This window comes from Burkholderia sp. LFS061 (genome assembly GCF_047978125.1).
GTDB lineage: Bacteria > Pseudomonadota > Gammaproteobacteria > Burkholderiales > Burkholderiaceae > Burkholderia > Burkholderia pyrrocinia_C.
In genome coordinates this window covers 70,770-89,552 of record NZ_JBFPFS010000025.1, presented here as the reverse complement: position 1 = coordinate 89,552, position 18,783 = coordinate 70,770, and the positions used below count along the sequence as shown (strand labels likewise).

Sequence of the window (18,783 nt, the reverse complement as noted above, 5' to 3'; positions counted from 1 at the left end):
TGGCTGTTTGCCCCCTCACGTTCAAGGCGGCGCGCGCCTACGATGGCAGGCATCGCTTACCGGCAGGATCACCATGACGACCACCTTTCCCCATCTGCTCGCGCCGCTCGATCTCGGCTTCACGACGCTGAAGAACCGCGTGCTGATGGGCTCGATGCACACGGGCCTCGAGGACAGCCGCAAGACGCTGCCGCGGCTCGCCGAATATTTCGCCGAACGCGCGCGCGGCGGCGTCGGCCTGATCGTGACGGGCGGCTTCGCGCCGAACGTGGCCGGCTGGACCAAGCCGTTCGGCGGCACGCTGATGACGTCGGCCGCCGCGCGGCGGCATCGCGAGATCACCGGCGCCGTGCATGCGGAGGACGGCAAGATCGCACTGCAGATCCTGCATACGGGCCGCTACGGTTACCACCCGTTCGCGGTCGCGCCGTCGAAGATCAAGTCGCCGATTTCACCGTTCGCGCCGCACGAACTGAGCGCGGGCGGCGTCGAGCGGCAGATTCGCGCATTCGTCCGCTGTGCGAAGCTCGCGCGCGAAGCCGGCTACGACGGCGTCGAGATCATGGGCTCCGAGGGCTACCTGATCAACCAGTTCATCTCGATGCATACGAACAAGCGCACCGACCAGTGGGGCGGGTCGTACGAGAACCGCATCCGCTTGCCGATCGAGATCATCGAGCGCACGCGCGAAGCGGTCGGCCGCGATTTCATCCTGATCTACCGGCTGTCGATGCTCGACCTGATTCCGGACGGCAGCGACTGGAGCGAAACCGTGCAGCTCGCGAAGGCCGTCGAGCGCGCGGGTGCGACGATCATCAACACGGGGATCGGCTGGCACGAGGCGCGTGTGCCGACCATCGCGACGTCGGTGCCGCGCGGCGCGTTCGCGTGGGTGACGAAGAAAATGAAGGGCGAGGTCGGCATTCCGCTCGTGACGACCAACCGGATCAACCGGCCGGAAGTGGCCGAGCAGATCCTGGCAGATGGCTGCGCGGACATGGTGTCGATGGCGCGCCCGCTGCTCGCGGATGCCGAGTTCGTCGTCAAGGCCGCGCAGGGCCGCGCCGACGAGATCAACACCTGCATCGGCTGCAACCAGGCGTGCCTCGACCACGCGTTCAAGAACAAGATCGCGTCGTGCCTGCTGAATCCGCGTGCGTGCCACGAGACGGAGCTGAAATACACGCCCGCGCAGCAGCCGAAGCGCATCGCGGTGGTCGGCGCGGGGCCGGCCGGGCTCGCGTGCTCGACCGTGCTCGCGCAGCGCGGCCATCAGGTCGACCTGTTCGACGGCGCAGCCGAGATCGGCGGCCAGTTCAACATGGCGAAGCAGGTTCCGGGCAAGGAAGAGTTTCATGAAGCGTTGCGCTACTTCGGCCGGCAGGTCGAGCTGACCGGCGTGAACCTGCACCTGAATCGCCGCGTCGACGCGAGCGACCTGATCGCGGGCGGTTACGACGAGATCGTGCTTGCAACGGGCGTCGCGCCGCGCGACCCGAAGATTCCTGGGCAGGATGGGCCGAACGTGCTCAGCTATATCGATGTGCTTGCCGGCAGGCAGCCGGTCGGCCGGCGCGTCGCGGTGGTCGGCGCGGGCGGGATCGGCTTCGATGTCGCCGAGTATCTGGTGCAGGCGGGCGAGTCGCCGGCGCTCGATCTGGAAGAGTGGAAGGCCGAGTGGGGCGTGACCGACCCGGCCGTGACGCGCGGCGGCGTGACGCGTGCGCAGGTTGCGGCGCCCGCGCGTGAAGTGACGCTGCTGCAGCGCAAGGCCGCGCCGCTCGGCAAGGGGCTCGGCAAGACGACCGGCTGGATTCACCGCGCGACGCTGAAGATGAAGCAGGTGAAGATGATCGGCGGCGTGAACTACGAGCTGATCGATGCGCGCGGGCTGCACGTGTCGTACGGCGAGCAGCGCACCGATCACGAAGTAATCGAAGCCGACACGATCGTGCTCTGCACGGGGCAGGAGCCGCAGCGCGCGTTGCTCGCGCCGCTGCAGGCGGCCGGGCGCTCGGTGCACCTGATCGGCGGCGCGGAACTGGCCGCCGAACTCGATGCGAAGCGCGCGATCGATCAGGGCGCGCGGCTCGCGGCGCGGCTCTGATTGCTCGGCGGCGCGTGGCCGCGATGGCGTGCGCTGCCCCGGGATTCGTCGCTTGCGCCGGCGTCAGTCCATCTCGACGCGCTGCGTCTCTGCCTCTTCCGCTTCGAGCATCGCCTTGACGATCAGATAGACGGCGGGTAGATCGTCGTCGTCGCGCTTCCAGTCGACGGCTTCCTCGATGTCCGCCGCGATCATTCGGCTGTCGCGCAGCCGGATGAACGCATCGATGACGGTCGGATCGTTGCGGTTCAGGAAGCCTGCGTTCGAGAACGCAAGCTCCTCGACATTCAACAGCGCCTGCCAGCTCATCGTGCGAACCGCTGCCGGATGGCTGCGCCGCCGCAGGCCGAGCGCCCGCTGCGCGGGGGCGCCGACGACGCGTTGAAGATCGACGACCGCCTGCCGCGCGGCGCGCTCGAAGTGGATCGGGTTGAAACCGGGTTGCTCGGGATCGAATGCGGATGACTGGAACATGGTCGCCTCACAAAAGTCCGTCCGTCTGTGGATGACGGAATTCGGGTCAAATGGTGCAAAAGCACTGTAAATACATACAGTGTTCGAGGCGGTTTCAAGTCCCGGATGAAGAATCTTGCCGGCGCGGGCAGGGGGCGGATGACGGGAAGCCGATAGAGGCCGGTGTGCGAGCGCTGCCCGCTCGTTGTCGCGCCGATTCCGTGGGCCGCATTCGGCTTACACCGATTCCGCGATGGTTTCCCGCAGCCACCGATGCGCGGGATCGCGATGCACGCGCTCGTGCCACAGCATCGACATTTCATAGCCGGGCACCTCGACCGGCGCTTGCACGACGCGCAGCGCGGGCACGTCGCGCACCAGCCGCTCGGGCAGCATCGCGACGAGATCGGTGCTGGCGACGGCCGACATCACGAACAGGAAATGCGGCACGGACAGCACGACGCGCCGCGTGGCACCGAGCTTCGCGAGCGCTTCGTCCGTCACGCCGAAGAAGCCGCCGCCGTCGGGCGACACGATCACGTGTTCGAGCGTGCCGAACTGCGCGAGCGTGGGGCGCCGCTTCAGCTTCGGATGCCCGGCTCGGCCGATGAGCACGTAACGCTCGACGAACAGCGGCAGGCGCCGCATGCCTGGCGGCGACCCCTCGGTCGTATGAAAGGCCAGGTCGATGCCGTTTCGCTCGGCATCCTGCTCGATGCGCGGCGGCACGAGCTCGACGACGGCGAGCCGTGTACCGGGCGCGGCCGCCCGCAGCGTGTTCAGCGCGGGCAGCACGATCGTCGATTCGCCGTAGTCGGTCGCGGCCACGCGCCACGTGCTCGTCGCGGTCGCGGGATCGAATGGCGCGGCCGGAACCACCGCGCGTTCGACGGCTTCGAGCGCATCCCGCAGCGGCTCGCGCAGCGCTTCCGCGCGCGCGGTCGGCCGCATCCCGCGCGGCCCCGGCAGCAGCAGCGGATCGCCGAACAGGTCGCGCAGTTTCTGCAACTGCACGCTCACTGACGGTTGCGACATGTTCAGCCTTTCGGCCGCGCGCGTGACGTTGTGCTCGGCGAGCAGCACGTCCAGCGTGACCAGCAGGTTCAGATCGAGTCGCCTGAGATTATTCATGGCTATACCTGGAATATCAGGAATTCATTTCAAATATACCTTCGGCGGGGGCATCCTGCAGTCATTCAATCAACGGAGTGACGAACATGAATGTGCTGATCGTTTATGCCCATCCCGAACCGCGTTCGCTGAACGGCGCGCTGCGCGACTTTGCCGTCGAGCATCTCGAAGCGGCCGGCCACACCGTGCAGGTGACCGACCTGTATGCGATGAACTGGAAGGCGGCGTTCGATGCGAGCGACGTGACCGATCGCGCGCCCGATGCGCGCTTCGATCCTGCGCTCGACTCGAAGCATGCATTCGAGACGGGCACGCAACGCGACGATATCGCGCGCGAACAGGACAAGCTGAAGTGGGCCGATGCCGTGATCCTGCAGTTTCCGCTGTGGTGGTTCTCGATGCCGGCGATCATGAAGGGCTGGGTCGAGCGCGTGTATGCGTACGGTTTCGCATACGGCGTCGGCGAGCATTCCGACAAGCACTGGGGCGACCGTTACGGCGAGGGCTCACTGGCGGGCAAGCGTGCGATGGTGATCGTGACGACCGGCGGCTGGGAATCGCACTACAGCCCGCGCGGCATCAACGGGCCGATCGACGACGTGCTGTTCCCGATTCATCACGGGATTCTGTATTACCCGGGTTTCGATGTGCTGCCGCCGTTCGTGATCTACCGGACGGGAAAGATGAACGACGCGCGTTTCGAGGAAACGCGCGCGGCGCTCGGCAGGCGTTTCGACGATCTGTGGACTGCGCAGCCGATTCCGTTCCGGCGGCAGAATGCAGGCGATTATGAGATTCCGGCGTTGACGCTGAAGGAGGAGATCGCGCAGGGGAAGGCGGGGTTTGCGGCGCATCTCGCGCACGGGCATTGATTGGGCGTGGTCATGACCGATCGATGCGTCGTTCGACGCGCAGGCGGCCCGGCGGCTCGAAGTAGGTGCCGAAGCGCACGAGCCCGGCGTTCTTCAGGTGGCACGTCATCTCGAAGCTGACCAGGATGCCGGGATCGCGGTTGTCGACGATCCCGACGTCGATCGAGCGAATGCGCGGCTCGTACTTCAGCAGCGTCGCTTCCATCTGCTGCTTGAGCAAGTGCGCGGATGCGGGCAGTGCCTTGTAGATGTTCGTGAGATCGGGCAGCCCGTACCAACTGAAGGACCGCAAGATGTTCGATACAGCATCGTATGACGATCTGTTGAAGCACGACCGGCCGGTGCTCGCCTAGGATTTGCAGGCAGATATGTCGACGGTCGTGAGCTCCGGGGCATCGGCAAGCCTGTCTCAGCCGATGAAGGCCGATACGCGATACGTTGCAGTCGTCGCGTTCTATCGCGCTCCGGGAAACAGGGATGGTTGGAAACGCGTTGTCGAAAAGAAGAAGCTCGACGCCGACAAGCCGCTCAAGCTCGAATTGTCGATGACCGAATTGGCGGGCGGTCGAGATTCCGGGGAGTACGGGACCAGCCGATAGCCGCCGGCGCTCTTCACGACGAGCTGAATCTGCGCGGCAAGCAAGGAGCGGAACGAATTAGTGAAGGATGCCGCCGCCGACATCCTTCACGCTCGTTTACCGATCGTCTTCCCGAACCGAAGACGGATGCCGGCACAGCGCCCGCACTTCCATCTCCATATACGGAAACAGCGGCAACTGGCTGAGAAGATCATGCAGCTGCTGAACGCTCTCGACATCGAAAATGCTGACGTTCGCATAGCGCCCCGCGATCCGCCACAGATGCCGCCAGATCCCTTCGTTCATCAGCCGCTGGCACATCGCCTTTTCTTCCGCCTTCAGCGTCGCCGCCTTGACCGGATCTATGTCCGCCGGCAGACGGACCGTCATTTCCACATGAAACAGCATCCTGCACTCCTTGCGTTATCGATTCGTCGAACGGAACGGCCGCTCAGGCCTGCGCGCGTGCCCGCTCGACTTCGCTCGCCGGCACGTCCTGCTTTTCCTTGAGCAGCGAGAAATCGAAGTCGATCAGCGCGAACTGCCCGTCGACACCGTACGGCTTGCCTTCCGCGCCTTCGGCCTGCTTGATCTTCGGGATCAGCCCTTCGCGGGTCGCGAATGCGAAGTCGTCCCAGATGTGCGGATCGCCTTCGATGTTGATCTGCGTCGTCAGCTTACGATAACCGTCCGCCGAAACGAAGAAGTGAATGTGCGCCGGGCGATGGCCGTGGCGACCGAGCTGGTCAAGCAGCTGCTCGGTCTTGCTGCCCGGCGGCACGCTGTAGCCGACCGGCAGCACGCTGCGGAAGCTGTAGCGGCCTTCGGCATCGGTGCGGATCGAGCGGCGCAGGTTGAATGCGGGCTGCGATTGATCGAAGTACGAATAGTTGCCGAGATGGTTTGCGTGCCATACCTCGACCAGCGCATTCGCGATCGGCGCGCCATCGTTGCCGAGCACCTGGCCGCGCATGATGAGCGTCTGGCCCGGGTCGGTGCCGTCGTCGAGGCGTGCATGGCCGACCGATTCCGGCGCACCGGCGACATACAGCGGCCCTTCGATCGTGCGTGGCGTGCCGCCCTGGATGCCGGCCTTTTCCTCGGCCTCGTCCATCCGCACGTCGAGGAAGCGCTCGAGGCCGAGGCCCGCGGCGATCAGCCCGAATTCGCGGCCCGCTTCGTTCAGGTAGTCGAGGGCCGTCCAGAACTCGCTCGGCTGCACGTCGAAGTCCTCGATCGTGTAGCAGATGTCCTTCACGATCCGGTTGACGATCGCGCGCACGCGCGGGTTGCCGGGCTTCTCGGCGGCGTCGTCGAAGGTCTTCAGCAGGGCGTCGATGGCTTGCTTGTTCATCTGTGTCTCCGGTTGCGGTTGTCGTGTGGGGATCAGCGGGCGTCGCGTCGCATCCGTTCGATGCGGGCCCAGTCGAAGGTGATGCCGAGGCCGGGCGTCGCCGGCAGGTGCAGCTTGAAATCCTGGTAGCGCAGCGGCTCGACGAGGATTTCCTCGGTGAGCAGCAGCGGGCCGAACAGCTCGGTGCCCCATTTCAGCGAGTCGAACGTGCTGAACAATTGCGCGGACGCCATCGTGCCGGCCGCGCCCTCGAGCATCGTGCCGCCGTACAGTTCGATGCCGGCGGCCGCCGCGATCGACGCGACGCTCGCCGCGCCCTGCAGGCCGCCCGATTGCGCGATCTTCACCGCGAACACGTCGGCCGCGCGATCCTGCGCGAGCGCGAACGCATCGACGGGGCCGTGCAGCGCCTCGTCGGCCATGATCGGAACCTGCGCGAGCTGCGTGAGACGTTTCAGCCCTGCGCGGTTGGTCGCGGCGATCGGCTGCTCGACCAGGCTCACGCCGGCTTCCGCGAGCCGCGCGCCGGCCCGGATCGCGTCGGTTTCGCTCCACGCCTGGTTCACGTCGACCCGCACGTCGCCGCGCTCGCCGAGCGCGCGTTTGATCGCGACCACGTGCGCGACGTCGTCATCGACCGCGTTCGAACCGATCTTCAGCTTGAATGCACGATGGCGGCGCGCTTCGAGCATTGCTTCGGCTTCCGCGATGTCGCGCTGTGTGTCGCCGCTCGCGAGCGTCCATGCGACGTCCACCGCATCGGTCCTGCGGCCGCCGAACAGTTCGGACAGCGGCACGCCGAGACGCCGCGCCTGCGCGTCGAACAGCGCGGTTTCGATCGCGCACTTCGCGAAGCGGTTGCCCTGGAACAGCTTGCGCGCCCGTGCCATCGCGGCGCCCGGGCGCGTCGCGTCCATGCCCTGCAGCAGCGGCGCGAAGTAGGTGTCGATGTTGACCTTGATGCTTTCGGGGCTCTCCTCGCCGTACGCGAGGCCGCCGATGGTCGTCGCCTCGCCGACGCCTTCGATACCGTCCGTGCATCGAACTCGGACCAGTACGAGGGTTTGGCAATTCATCGTGGCGACCGATAGTTTGTGGGGCCTGATCGTTGGCACGTCGACGAGCAGCGTCTCGATGCGTTCGATGGTGGCGGCAGTTGCTATCATGCGATTCCTCCTGTTGGTGCACATGGTAGGAATTCCCGCCCCGCGTCGTCCAACACTCTTTCCGACTACTTCCATACCTTTGAGGCATGAAATGGAATTGCGCCAGCTCCGCTACTTCATCGCCGTCGCGGAGGAAATGAACATCACGCGGGCTGCCGAGCGGCTGCACATGACGCAGCCGCCGCTGAGCCGCCAGCTCCAGGCGATCGAGGACGAGATCGGGTTGCCGTTGTTCGAGCGCGGCGCGCGGCCGCTGAAGCTGACGGACGCCGGGCGCGTGTTCTATACGCAGGCGAAGCGCCTCGTCGACCAGGCCGACGAGCTCGGCCCGCTGACGCGGCGGCTCGCGCAGCTGTCGGAGCGGATCGTGATCGGCTTCGTGCCGTCGACGCTGTACGGCGCACTGCCGGACGTGATCCGTGCGTTTCGCGAGGCGCAGCCGGACGTCGAGCTGTCGCTGATCGAAATGTTCACGCTGGAGCAGCTTGGTGCGCTGAAGGGCGGGCGGATCGACGTGGGGTTCGGCCGACTGCGTTTCGACGACGACCAGCTCGTGCGCGAGGCGCTGATCGAGGAAAAGCTGATCGCGGCGCTGCCGGCCGGGCATCCGCTTGCCGACCCCGACCGGCCGCTCGCGCTCGCTGATATCGCGAACGAGACGCTGATCGTCTATCCGAGCACGCCGCGCCCGAGCTTCGCCGATCAGCAGTTGTCCGCATTGCGCGACGGCGGGCTGGTGCCGGCGGCCGTCCATGAGGTGCGCGAATTGCAGACGGCGCTCGGGCTCGTCGCCGCGCAGGTCGGCGTGTCGCTGGTGCCGGAGAGCGTGGAAGGTGTGCGCGTGAGAGGTGTCGTCTACCGGCGGCTGCCGGAGCCGGCGGCGACGTCGCCGATCATCATGAGCCGCCGGCTGCACGGCGAAAGCGCGGCGACGGCCGCGTTCTGCGCGATCGCGCGGGAGATGTTCGCGCCGGCGGGGTAACGGTCGTCGCTGGTTTTATAAACCGCAACTAACGGTCTGTTTCGGCGTACGCAGGCAAATGCGGAGAGGGCATCGCGGTGTCGCGCCGTCCCGTGTGAAGCCGTTGCCGGTTGCAAGCTGCCGGGTGCGGCGGCGGATACGTCGTCACCGTTTCCCGTCGAGCGTCTCCGACGGCGATTCTCCGAACTTCTCCCGGTACGCGATCGCGAACCGCCCGAGGTGGGTAAACCCGCAATCGAGCGCGACATCGGCAATCCGCCGGCCGGACGCCGCACCGCGCAGCAGCTCGCGCGCATGGCCGAGCCGCGTCGCGCGCAGGTATTGCATCGGGCTCATCCCGCGGAACTGCAGGAACGCGTCGCGCAGCGTCCGTTCCGGCACGTTGGCGGCGCGGACGATATCGGCGAGCTGCAGCGGCTGCGCGTAATGCGCGTTCACGAAGTCCTGCGCGCGCCGCACGAAGCCCGGCGCCGGATCGCGGTGCGACGCGTGCAACACGGACGGCGGGTGGCCTTCGATCAGCAGGTCGATCAGCAGGTGCTCGAGCTGCGACGCGACGCGCGGGCTCGCGTTCGCGCGTTCGAGCAGTTCGGGCGAACGCGCGACGAGCATCAGTTGCTGGCGCCACGCGGCGAGCGCGGCGTCGCTGATGTGCAGCACGGGGTCGAGCGTTGCGCGCGGGTCGCCGGTCAGCGAGCCGACGGTCGCCGCGTCGATGCGCAGCACGAACTGCTCGCAATCGGCGGACAGCACCGCGTCGAAGCGCTCGCCGGGCGCGCACAGTACGCCGGTCTGGCCGTCGACGCCAAGCTGCCGCCCCATCGCGCGCACCTCGGCCTGGCCGGACAGGCAGAACATCAGCAGGTAATAGCCGTCGACCGCGTCCACCTGCACGCGCATCGCGTCGCCGAACGCGATCGTGCCGATCCCGAGCCCGCCGAGCTTGACGAAATCCATGTGCGACGCACCGTGCACGCGGCCGTTCGGCAGCAGCGCGTGCGGCTGCATCACGCGCGAGATCCGCTCGCGCGTCTCGTCGAGATCGCGGGATTCGAACAGCCGGTGCGCGCGCAGCGCGAGCGGCTCGAACGACGTTGGGGACATGGGCATCAGCCTGATTGTGGACGGCGCGCTTCGATCCGACGAATGGGTCTCGATCAAGTGCCGCATCGTGTGTGCCGCCATGCTAGCTCAGAAATCCGCCGAAAGTGGATATTGCATCGCCGCAATCGCACTTTCCGGATAGACGGCGAATATTAGCTTTTCAAAAATGGGCTCCATCTTATTAATGAAACGGAACGACCAGGAGTCCGACATGGAGCAGACAGAATCGCCCGTCGTGTTCGCCGCGCGCGACGACGCATCCGACGTGAGCTTTCCGCACGACGACGGCTCGCGCGTGCCGTACAAGGTGTTCAGTTCGCGTGCCGTCTACGACCGCGAGCAGGAACGCATCTTCCGCGGGCCGACGTGGAACTTCGTCGCGCTGGAAGCGGAAATCCCGAACGCCGGCGACTTCAAGAGCACGTTCGTCGGCGACACGCCGGTGGTCGTCACGCGCGCCGAGGACGGCACGCTCGCCGCATGGGTGAACCGTTGCGCGCACCGCGGCGCGCAGGTGTGCCGCAAGTCGCGCGGCAATGCGACCTCGCACACGTGCGTGTATCACCAGTGGAGCTTCGACAACACGGGCAACCTGCTCGGCGTGCCGTTCCGGCGCGGCCAGAAGGGGATGACCGGGATGCCCGCGGATTTCGATCCGAAGCAGCACGGGCTGCGCAAGCTGCGCGTCGACAGCTATCGCGGGCTGGTGTTCGCGACCTTCAGCGATGACGTGATGCCGCTGCCCGACTACCTCGGCGAGCAGATGCGCCCGTGGATCGACCGGATCTTCCACAAGCCGATCGAGTATCTCGGCTGCACGCGCCAGTATTCGAAGTCGAACTGGAAGCTGTACATGGAGAACGTGAAGGACCCGTATCACGCGAGCATGCTGCACCTGTTCCATACGACCTTCAACATCTTCCGCGTCGGGATGAAGGCGCGTTCGATTCCGGACGCGAACCACGGGCTGCACAGCATCATCACGGTGACGAAGACGAACGACGATACGTCGGCCGCGTACAAGCAGCAGAACATCCGTTCGTTCGACGAGGGCTTCCACCTCGAAGACGAATCGATTCTCGATCTCGTATCGGAATTCGACGAGGACTGCACGAACCATATCCAGCCGATCTTCCCGCAGCTCGTGATCCAGCAGATCCACAACACGCTGGTCGCGCGACAGATCCTGCCGAAGGGCCCCGACAACTTCGAGCTGATCTTCCATTTCTTCGGCTATGCGGACGATACGCCCGAGCTGCGCGCGCTGCGCATCAAGCAGGCGAACCTCGTCGGGCCGGCCGGCTATATCTCGATGGAAGACACCGAAGCGACCGAGCTCGTGCAGCGCGGCACGGTGCGCGATGGCGATGCGACGTCGGTGATCGAGATGTCGCGCGGCAATCCGGACCAGCAGGACACGGTGATCACCGAAAGCCTGATCCGCAAGTTCTGGGTCGGCTACCAGAAGCTGATGGGCTATTGAAGCGGGAGCGAGAAATGACGGAAGACATGAAGACGTGGTTCGAGATTTACATGCTCCAGAACCGCTACATCGGGCACCTCGACAACGACCGGCTCGAACACTGGCCGGACATGTTCACCGAGGACTGCACATACGAAATCGTGCCGAAGGAGAACGCGGATCTCGGGCTGCCGGTCGGGATCGTCCACTGCACGAACCAGCGGATGCTGCGCGACCGCGTGGTGTCGCTGCGGCACGCGAACATCTTTGAAGAGCACACGTACCGGCACATGACGTCGGGCCTGACGATCGTCGCCGAACGCGACGGCGAGATCGACACCGAGAGCAACTACGTCGTCGTGCAGACGCGCAGCAATGGCGAGTCGAACGTGTATCAGGCCGGCAAGTACTACGACACGGTCGTGCGCACGCCCGACGGGCTGCGCTACAAGACCAAGCGCGTGATCTACGACACGTCGCGCGTGCAGACGCTGCTCGCAACCCCGATCTGACGAAGCAAGGAACCGACATGACCGAAGCAACGCTCGCCGAGTGGCATCCGCTCGGCGCTTTCGACGAATTCTCCGAAGACGAGCCGGCTGCGCGTGTCGCCGGCCAGAAGCCGATCGCCGTGTTCCGGATCGGCGACGAACTGTTCGCGATGCACGACCTCTGCACGCACGGCCATGCGCGGCTGTCCGAAGGTTATGTGGAGGACGGTTGCGTCGAATGCCCGCTGCACCAGGGGCTGATCGACATCCGCACCGGCGCGCCGAAATGCGCGCCGATCACGGAGCCGGTGCGGACCTATCCGATCCGGATCGTCGACGGGCAGGTGGAAGTCAATGTCGGCTGATCCGTTCGTGATCGTCGGCGCGGGCCACGCGGCCCGGCGCACGGCCGAAGCGCTGCGCGAACGCGATGCCGCCGCGCGCATCGTGATGATCGGCGCGGAGCGTGAGCTGCCGTACGACCGGCCCGCGCTGTCGAAGGATGCGCTGATGAGCGACGGCGGCGAGCAGCGCGCGTTCGTGCGCGATGCTGCGTGGTACGACACGCAGCGTATCGAGCTGCGGCTCGGCACGCGCGTCGATGCGATCGAGCGCGACGCGCAGCGCGTGCGGCTCGACGACGGCACGACGTTGCCGTACGCGCGGCTCGTGCTCGCGACGGGCTCGCGGGTACGCACGTTCGGCGGCGCGATCGACGCAGGCGTCGCGCCGCATTACGTCCGCACCGTTGACGATGCGCGTGCGTTGCGCGCGAAGCTTGCGCCGGGCCGCCGCGTCGCGGTGCTCGGCGGCGGGTTCATCGGCCTCGAGGTCGCGGCCGCGGCGCGCCAGCTCGGGTGCGACGTGACGGTGATCGATCCGGCTCCCCGATTGCTGCAGCGTGCGTTGCCGGAAGTCGTCGGTGCGTATGCGCGTCAGTTGCACGACGCGCGCGGCGTGGTGTTTCAGATGGCGACGCTGCCGCGTGCGATTCGTCGTGCGCCGTCCGGCGGTGCGATCGTCGAGACCGATCGCGGCGACGTGCAGGCCGATATCGTCGTGGTCGGCATCGGTGTCGTACCCAATGTCGAACTTGCACAGGCGGCCGGGCTCGATGTCGACAACGGGATACGCGTCGACGCGGGCTGCCGCACCGCCGATCCCGCGATTTTCGCGACGGGCGAGGTGACGATGCACTTCAATCCGCTGCTCGGGCGTCACGTGCGGATCGAATCGTGGCAGGTCGCCGAAAACCAGCCGGCCGTCGCGGCCGCGAACCTGCTCGGTGCCGACGAGACCTATGCCGAGCTGCCGTGGTTATGGTCCGATCAGTACGACTGCAATCTGCAGATGCTCGGGCTGTTCGGCAGCGAACGCACGACCGTCGTGCGCGGCGATCCGGCGAGCGGGCCGTTCACGGTGTTCGGGCTGGGCGACGACGGCAGAATCGTCGCGGTGGCCGCGGCGAACCTGGGGCGCGACATCGGCGCATCGCGCCGGCTGATCGCGGCGGGGGCGGTGCCCGATCCGGTGAAACTCGCCGATCCGGCGGTGAACCTGAAGACGTTCCTGTAACGGCTGGGCGCGCGGGCCGGCTCGGCCCGCGCGTTTGTCGGTTGACGCGAAATCGGGGATATTAGCGGCATCGCCGATCCGCCCGTCCTCCATGCCGCCAGACAAAGCCCTCGAACTGAAACGAAGCAAGCGCCGCGCGCTGTGGCTGCTGCTGGCCGCGGTTGCGGTGTTCGTCACGACGATCCTGCTGCCGCGCGGCCCGTGGGTGGACGGCGTCAAGGCCGTGGCCGAGGCTGCGATGGTCGGCGCGCTCGCCGACTGGTTTGCGGTCGTCGCGCTGTTCCGCCGCGTGCCGATCCCGTTCGTGTCGCGCCACACCGAGATCATCCCGAAGAACAAGGACAAGATCGCCGACAACCTCGCGGTGTTCGTGCGCGAGAAGTTCCTCGGCCCCGATGCGCTTGCCGCGCAGATCCGCCAGCACGATCCCGCGCAGAAACTCGGCGCGTGGCTCGGCGAGCCCGCGAACACCGACGCGCTCGGCGGTTATGTGACGAAACTGATGAGCTTCGCACTCGACATGACCGACGACGCGCGGATCCAGTCGTTCGTCCACGACGCGTTTCGCGCGGTGATCGACCGGGTCGACCTGTCGCAATCGGCCGGCGTGATCCTCGATACGCTGACGAAGGACGGCCGCCACCAGGCGCTGCTCGACGATGCGATCGAACAGGTGGTCGACGTGCTCGACAAGGAGGAGAACCGCGAGGTGATCGCGGGCTTCATCGTCGAATGGCTGAAGACGCAGTACCCGAAGGTCGAGAAGATCATGCCGACGCAGTGGTTCGGCGAAAACGGCGCGCGGATGCTCGCGAGCGCGGTGAGCCGCGTGCTCGAAGGCGTGGCGGCGGACCCCGAGCACGAGTTGCGGCAGCGCTTCGACCGGACGGTCGCGCGGCTGACCGAGCGGCTGAAGCACGATCCCGCGTTCATCGAAAAGGGCGAGGAGATCAAGCGCTATATCCGCGACGGCGATGCGTTCAACGAGTATGCGCGCGACTTGTGGGACCAGTTGCGCGCATGGCTGAAGGCCGATCTCGCACGCCCCGATTCGACGCTGCACCGGCAGGCCGCGACGCTCGGCGGCTGGCTCGGCGCACGGCTCGCCGAGAGCCCGGCACTGCGCGCGTCGCTGAACGAGCATATCGAGAAGGCCGTGCACGAGATGGCGCCGGATTTCGCCGATTTCCTGATGCGTCACATTCGCGACACGGTGCGCAACTGGGATGCGCGCGAGATGTCTCGGCAGATCGAGCTGAACATCGGCAAGGATCTGCAGTACATTCGCATCAACGGCACGCTGGTCGGCGGGCTGATCGGGCTCGGGTTGTATCTGGTGTCGCTGGTGCCGCGCTGGGCGGCCGGGTGGCTGCACTGACGCGGCGACGGGCATCGCGGAAAGGGCGCGATGGCGCGCGCCCGCGCATCACGCGTGCGCTTTCGAGCCGTGCAGTTGCAGGCCGAGTGCCTTGATGACCTTCAGGATCGTGCCGAAGCTCGGATTGCCGTCGTGCGACAGCGCCTTGTACAGCCCTTCGCGCGACAGGCCCGCATCGCGCGCGACCTGCGACATGCCGCGTGCGCGTGCGATCACGCCGAGCGCGTGCGCGATGAAGGCCGGATCGTCGCCGGCCTCTTGCAGGCAGGCTTCGAAGTAGTCGGCCATGTCGTCTTCGGTTTGCAGATGGTCGGCCGAATCCCACGGGCGGGTGCTGATCTTGTCCATCGATCACTCCATGTCGAGATGCGCGAGCATCGCGTGCGCGGCGCGTATGTCGGCCTGTTGCGTCGATTTATCGCCGCCGCAGAGCAGGATGACCCAGATCGTTCCGCGCCGGACGTAGTAGACGCGATAGCCGGGGCCATGGTCGATACGCATTTCGACGACCGGCGAGCCGGCGGATTTCCAGTCGCCCGGATTGCCCATCGACAGGCGGTCGATGCGTGCCTGGATGCGGCGCTTCGCGACGCGATCCTGCAGGCCGGCAAACCATGCGTCGAAGACGTCGGTGGTCCGGATGCTGAACGTAGGCGCACTGTAGGGCATTGATTGCAGTATGTCAACCATGGTTCACAGGTATATCGGGCTATTCCGTAGTCGCTACATTAGGGCCGCCCGCTCCGTTTGCGCGCCGAATGGCCATTCGGCCGAAGTCGAAATCCGCCGAATCCGTCTACAATCAAAAACGTCTTTTCCGCCCGTGCGCGCCCGCCGCGCGCGGGCGGGTCCGTTCGTCCTCCGGTATCCGGAGGCGCCGCCGCGCATCGCTCGTTGCGCGGCGGGCAGTGCCGTGGCTTGTGTCCAGTAGGTAAAGCGTCCGCGTGCCGTAGGCCGGCGCGCGTCATGTACGCCGCGTGTCCGTAGGCCGGGCAGGCGGCATCAACCGAGAGTCCCCATGAAAGCATCGGATCTGTTCGTGAAGGCGCTGGAAGCCGAAGGCGTCGAGTACGTATTCGGCATTCCCGGCGAGGAAAACCTCGATCTGCTCGAATCGCTGCGGCGGTCGAAAATCAAGCTCGTGCTGACCCGGCACGAACAGGCGGCCGGGTTCATGGCCGCCACCTACGGCCGCCTGACGGGCCGCACCGGCGTGTGTCTCGCGACGCTCGGGCCCGGCGCCACGAACTTCGTGACGGCCGCCGCGTATGCGCAGCTCGGCGGGATGCCGATGCTGATGATCACCGGGCAGAAGCCGATCAAATCCAGCAAGCAGGGCCACTTCCAGATCGTCGACGTGGTCGACATGATGCAGCCGCTCACGAAGCTCACGCGGCAGATCGTGTCGATCGGCCACATCCCGTCGGCCGTGCGCGAGGCGTTCCGGCGCGCGGAGGAAGAGCGGCCCGGCGCGACCCACCTCGAACTGCCGGAGGACATCGCGCACGAGGAAGGGGACGGCAAGCCGATTCCCGCGAGCTACAGCCGGCGGCCCGTGGCCGAGGAGAAAGCGGTCGCGCACGCGGTCGACGCGATCCAGTCCGCGCGCCATCCGCTGCTGATGATCGGCGCGGGCGGCAACCGCAAGACCAGCTGCAAGATGCTGCTCGAATTCGTCGACAAGACGGGCATCCCGTTCTTCACGACGCAGATGGGCAAGGGCGTGATCGACGAGACGCATCCGCTGTGGCTCGGCAACGCGACGCTGTCCGACGGCGACTTCGTGCACCGCGCGATCGAGCATGCGGACTGCATCATCAACGTCGGCCACGACGTGATCGAGAAGCCGCCGTTCTTCATGCACGCGGACGACAAAACAGTCATCCACGTGAACTTCCTCGGCGCGCAGGTCGACCCGGTCTATTTTCCGCAGATCGAGGTGGTGGGCGACATCGCGAACGCGGTATGGCAGATGAAGGAGGCGCTCACGCCGCAGCCGCACTGGGATTTCGTGCGCTTCGCGATGATCAAGGAGCATTTCGACGCGCACCTGCAGAAGGGCCAGCACGACCCGCGCTTCCCGATGTACCCGGTGCGCATCGTCAACGACCTGTACAGCGCGCTGCCGGCCGACGGGATCGTCTGTCTCGACAACGGGATGTACAAGATCTGGTTCGCGCGCTACTGGCGTGCGCACGAACCGAACTCGCTGTTGCTCGACAACGCGCTCGCATCGATGGGCGCGGGCCTGCCGTCGGCGATTGCGACGAAGATCGTGCATCCGCAGCGCAAGGTGATCGCCGTGTGCGGCGACGGCGGCTTCATGATGAATTCGCAGGAGCTCGAAACGGCCGTGCGGCTGAAGCTCGACATCGTCGTGATGATCCTGCGCGATGACGCATTCGGGATGATCCGCTGGAAGCAGGAGAACATGAATTTCCCCGATTTCGCGATGACACTGCAGAACCCCGATTTCGTATCGTATGCGCAAAGCTACGGCGCGCACGGGCATCGCGTCGAATCGGCCGACGATCTCGAACCGCTGCTGCGCGAGTGCTTTTCGTCGCCGGGCGTGCACGTGATCGACGTGCCGATCGACTACTCGGACAACGAGCGCGTGCTGAACCGCGAGATCAAGCGGCTGTCGGCGCAACTCTGAATTCCCCGTTCACAGGAAGGAGTCGTTCCATGTTGAAGGAAACCTATCCGTACTACCTCGCCAACGAGGCTGTCTACGCGAACACCGATCTGGAAGTGACGGACAAGTTCAGCGGCGAGGTCGCGACGCGCGTCGCGCTGGCCGACGCGAAGGCGATCGATGCGGCGATCGGCGCGGCGGTCGACGCCGCGAAGCCGATGCGCGAGCTGCCGGCCTTCAAGCGGCAGGCCGTGCTCGACCATTGCGTCGCGCGCTTTCGCGAGCGCTTCGACGAGCTGGCCGAAGCGCTGTGCATCGAGGCCGGCAAGCCGATCAACGATTCGAAGGGCGAGGTGACGCGGCTGATCGACACGTTCCGCGTCGCGTCCGAGGAATCGGTGCGTATCGACGGCGAGATCATCAACCTCGAGATCTCCGCGCGTGCGCAGGGCTATACGGGCTACACGAAGCGCGTGCCGGTCGGCCCGTGCTCGTTCATCTCGCCGTTCAACTTCCCGCTGAACCTCGCCGCGCACAAGGTCGCGCCCGCGCTCGCAGCCGGTTGTCCGTTCGTGCTGAAGCCCGCGAGCCGCACGCCGATCGGCGCGCTGATCATCGGCGAGGTGCTCGCGGAAACCGACCTGCCGAAGGGCGCGTTCTCGGTGCTGCCCGCGCATCGCGACGGCGCCGATCTGTTCACGACCGACGAGCGCTTCAAGCTGCTGTCGTTCACGGGCTCGCCGGCCGTCGGCTGGGCGCTGAAGGAGAAAGCCGGCAAGAAGAAAGTCGTGCTGGAACTCGGCGGCAACGCGGCCGCGATCGTCGATGCGGACCAGCGCGACCGGCTCGACTACGTGGTCGAGCGTCTCGCGTTCGGCGCGTACTACCAGTCGGGCCAGAGCTGCATCGGCGTGCAGCGGATCCTCGTGCATGCCGATCTTTACGATGCGCTGCGCGAGAAGCTGATCGCGAAGACGCGTTCGCTGAAGATGGGCGATCCGAAGGATCCGTCGACGTTCGTCGGCCCGATGATTTCCGAATCCGAATCGCGCCGGCTGTCGGGCTGGATGGACGCGGCCGTCGCGGCGGGCGCGAATATCGTCGCGGGCGGCAGGGTCGACGGCGCGATGTTCGAGGCGACGCTGCTGGAAAACGTCGGGCACGAGCAGGACCTGTACCGGAAGGAGGCGTTCGGCCCCGTCGCGATCCTCGAGAAATTCGACCGGTTCGACGACGCGCTCGCGCGCGTGAACGACAGCGATTTCGGGCTGCAGGCCGGCGTGTTCACCGATTCGCTCACGCATGCGCAGCGCGCGTGGGACGAGCTGGAGGTCGGCGGTGTCGTGATCAACGACGTGCCGTCGTTCCGTGTCGACAACATGCCGTACGGCGGCGTGAAGGATTCGGGCCTTGGCCGCGAAGGGATCCGCTACGCGATCGAAGACATGACCGAGCCGCGGCTGATGGTCGTGCGGCGCCGGTAACGCGGGGC

The 18,783-nt window shown here is 66.2% G+C and carries 18 protein-coding genes and 2 pseudogenes; 11 read left to right on the top strand and 9 right to left on the bottom strand.

The window, feature by feature from the left end:
* Positions 1-73: 73 nt before the first annotated feature.
* Positions 74-2,107: an NADPH-dependent 2,4-dienoyl-CoA reductase gene (locus tag ACNQQL_RS21820; protein WP_347065600.1), complete on the top strand. Its 2,034-nt coding sequence runs from the start codon at positions 74-76 to the stop codon at positions 2,105-2,107.
* Between the two features lie 63 nt (positions 2,108-2,170).
* On the opposite strand, the gene ACNQQL_RS21815 is transcribed toward ACNQQL_RS21820, so the two are convergent.
* Together ACNQQL_RS21815 and ACNQQL_RS21810 are read right to left on the bottom strand one after the other, a co-directional pair.
* Positions 2,171-2,581 (bottom strand): DUF2471 family protein, encoded by a 411-nt coding sequence (locus tag ACNQQL_RS21815; RefSeq protein WP_072439232.1) that lies wholly within the window; start codon positions 2,579-2,581, stop codon positions 2,171-2,173.
* A 216-nt stretch (positions 2,582-2,797) separates the two neighbouring features.
* Positions 2,798-3,691 carry a LysR family transcriptional regulator gene (locus tag ACNQQL_RS21810; RefSeq protein WP_347065598.1) on the bottom strand — a complete coding sequence of 298 codons (894 nt, stop codon included), beginning with the start codon at positions 3,689-3,691 and terminating at the stop codon, positions 2,798-2,800.
* Between the two features lie 86 nt (positions 3,692-3,777).
* Between ACNQQL_RS21810 and ACNQQL_RS21805 the strand changes: the two genes are divergently transcribed.
* The gene (locus tag ACNQQL_RS21805; protein WP_347065596.1) at positions 3,778-4,563 is read left to right on the top strand and encodes an NAD(P)H-dependent oxidoreductase; all 786 of its coding nucleotides are present in this window, start codon (positions 3,778-3,780) and stop codon (positions 4,561-4,563) included.
* A 10-nt stretch (positions 4,564-4,573) separates the two neighbouring features.
* Here the strand turns inward: ACNQQL_RS21805 and ACNQQL_RS21800 are convergent.
* Positions 4,574-4,837: pseudogene (locus ACNQQL_RS21800) on the bottom strand (GPW/gp25 family protein); the annotation flags it as partial.
* Here ACNQQL_RS21800 and tssJ point away from each other — a divergent pair.
* Positions 4,836-5,162, top strand: a pseudogene (gene tssJ / locus ACNQQL_RS21795) (type VI secretion system lipoprotein TssJ); the annotation flags it as partial. The pseudogenes ACNQQL_RS21800 and tssJ overlap by 2 nt on opposite strands.
* A 96-nt stretch (positions 5,163-5,258) precedes the next feature.
* On the opposite strand, the gene catC reads toward tssJ, so the two are convergent.
* The 3 genes from catC to ACNQQL_RS21780 are packed head-to-tail and all read right to left on the bottom strand — an operon-like array spanning position 5,259 to position 7,661.
* Positions 5,259-5,549, bottom strand: coding sequence for a muconolactone Delta-isomerase (gene catC / locus ACNQQL_RS21790; RefSeq protein WP_347065594.1), 291 nt, complete (start codon positions 5,547-5,549; stop codon positions 5,259-5,261).
* A 43-nt stretch (positions 5,550-5,592) separates the two neighbouring features.
* Positions 5,593-6,495, bottom strand: coding sequence for a catechol 1,2-dioxygenase (gene catA / locus ACNQQL_RS21785; protein ID WP_347065592.1), 903 nt, complete (start codon positions 6,493-6,495; stop codon positions 5,593-5,595).
* 32 nt (positions 6,496-6,527) lie between these two features.
* The gene (locus tag ACNQQL_RS21780) at positions 6,528-7,661 is read right to left on the bottom strand and encodes a muconate/chloromuconate family cycloisomerase (RefSeq protein WP_347065590.1); all 1,134 of its coding nucleotides are present in this window, start codon (positions 7,659-7,661) and stop codon (positions 6,528-6,530) included.
* 91 nt (positions 7,662-7,752) lie between these two features.
* Here ACNQQL_RS21780 and ACNQQL_RS21775 point away from each other — a divergent pair, with 91 nt between their 5' ends.
* Positions 7,753-8,643: a LysR family transcriptional regulator gene (locus tag ACNQQL_RS21775; protein ID WP_175958600.1), complete on the top strand. Its 891-nt coding sequence runs from the start codon at positions 7,753-7,755 to the stop codon at positions 8,641-8,643.
* Positions 8,644-8,787: 144 nt separating this feature from the next.
* Here ACNQQL_RS21775 and andR read toward each other — a convergent pair whose 3' ends face one another.
* Positions 8,788-9,747, bottom strand: a complete 960-nt coding sequence (gene andR / locus ACNQQL_RS21770; RefSeq protein ID WP_347065588.1) for an anthranilate 1,2-dioxygenase regulatory protein AndR — start codon at positions 9,745-9,747, stop codon at positions 8,788-8,790.
* Positions 9,748-9,958: 211 nt separating this feature from the next.
* Between andR and andAc the strand changes: the two genes are divergently transcribed.
* From andAc to ACNQQL_RS21745, 5 genes are all read left to right on the top strand, one after another.
* Positions 9,959-11,230 (top strand): anthranilate 1,2-dioxygenase large subunit AndAc, encoded by a 1,272-nt coding sequence (andAc, locus tag ACNQQL_RS21765; protein WP_204422508.1) that lies wholly within the window; start codon positions 9,959-9,961, stop codon positions 11,228-11,230.
* Between the two features lie 14 nt (positions 11,231-11,244).
* Positions 11,245-11,721 carry an anthranilate 1,2-dioxygenase small subunit AndAd gene (andAd, locus tag ACNQQL_RS21760; RefSeq protein ID WP_175958604.1) on the top strand — a complete coding sequence of 159 codons (477 nt, stop codon included), beginning with the start codon at positions 11,245-11,247 and terminating at the stop codon, positions 11,719-11,721.
* Between the two features lie 17 nt (positions 11,722-11,738).
* A complete protein-coding gene (andAb, locus tag ACNQQL_RS21755) occupies positions 11,739-12,065 on the top strand; it encodes an anthranilate 1,2-dioxygenase ferredoxin subunit AndAb (protein ID WP_006479527.1) in 327 nt (108 codons plus the stop codon).
* Complete coding sequence (gene andAa, locus ACNQQL_RS21750) at positions 12,055-13,275, top strand: anthranilate 1,2-dioxygenase system ferredoxin--NAD(+) reductase (RefSeq protein WP_347065584.1); 1,221 nt, start codon at positions 12,055-12,057, stop codon at positions 13,273-13,275. Before andAb ends, andAa begins: the two co-directional genes overlap by 11 nt.
* A 91-nt stretch (positions 13,276-13,366) precedes the next feature.
* The gene (locus ACNQQL_RS21745; protein WP_347065582.1) at positions 13,367-14,653 is read left to right on the top strand and encodes a DUF445 domain-containing protein; all 1,287 of its coding nucleotides are present in this window, start codon (positions 13,367-13,369) and stop codon (positions 14,651-14,653) included.
* Between the two features lie 48 nt (positions 14,654-14,701).
* Here ACNQQL_RS21745 and ACNQQL_RS21740 read toward each other — a convergent pair whose 3' ends face one another.
* Positions 14,702-15,001 (bottom strand): addiction module antidote protein, encoded by a 300-nt coding sequence (locus ACNQQL_RS21740; RefSeq protein ID WP_072439284.1) that lies wholly within the window; start codon positions 14,999-15,001, stop codon positions 14,702-14,704.
* A 3-nt stretch (positions 15,002-15,004) separates the two neighbouring features.
* Positions 15,005-15,322, bottom strand: coding sequence for a type II toxin-antitoxin system RelE/ParE family toxin (locus ACNQQL_RS21735; RefSeq protein WP_096474909.1), 318 nt, complete (start codon positions 15,320-15,322; stop codon positions 15,005-15,007).
* A gap of 349 nt (positions 15,323-15,671) precedes the next feature.
* Here ACNQQL_RS21735 and ACNQQL_RS21730 point away from each other — a divergent pair, with 349 nt between their 5' ends.
* Positions 15,672-17,312, top strand: a complete 1,641-nt coding sequence (locus ACNQQL_RS21730; RefSeq protein ID WP_204422511.1) for an acetolactate synthase large subunit — start codon at positions 15,672-15,674, stop codon at positions 17,310-17,312.
* 29 nt (positions 17,313-17,341) lie between these two features.
* Entirely contained in the window at positions 17,342-18,775 is a 1,434-nt protein-coding gene (locus tag ACNQQL_RS21725; RefSeq protein ID WP_347065579.1) for an aldehyde dehydrogenase family protein, read from the top strand.
* Positions 18,776-18,783 lie beyond the last annotated feature (8 nt).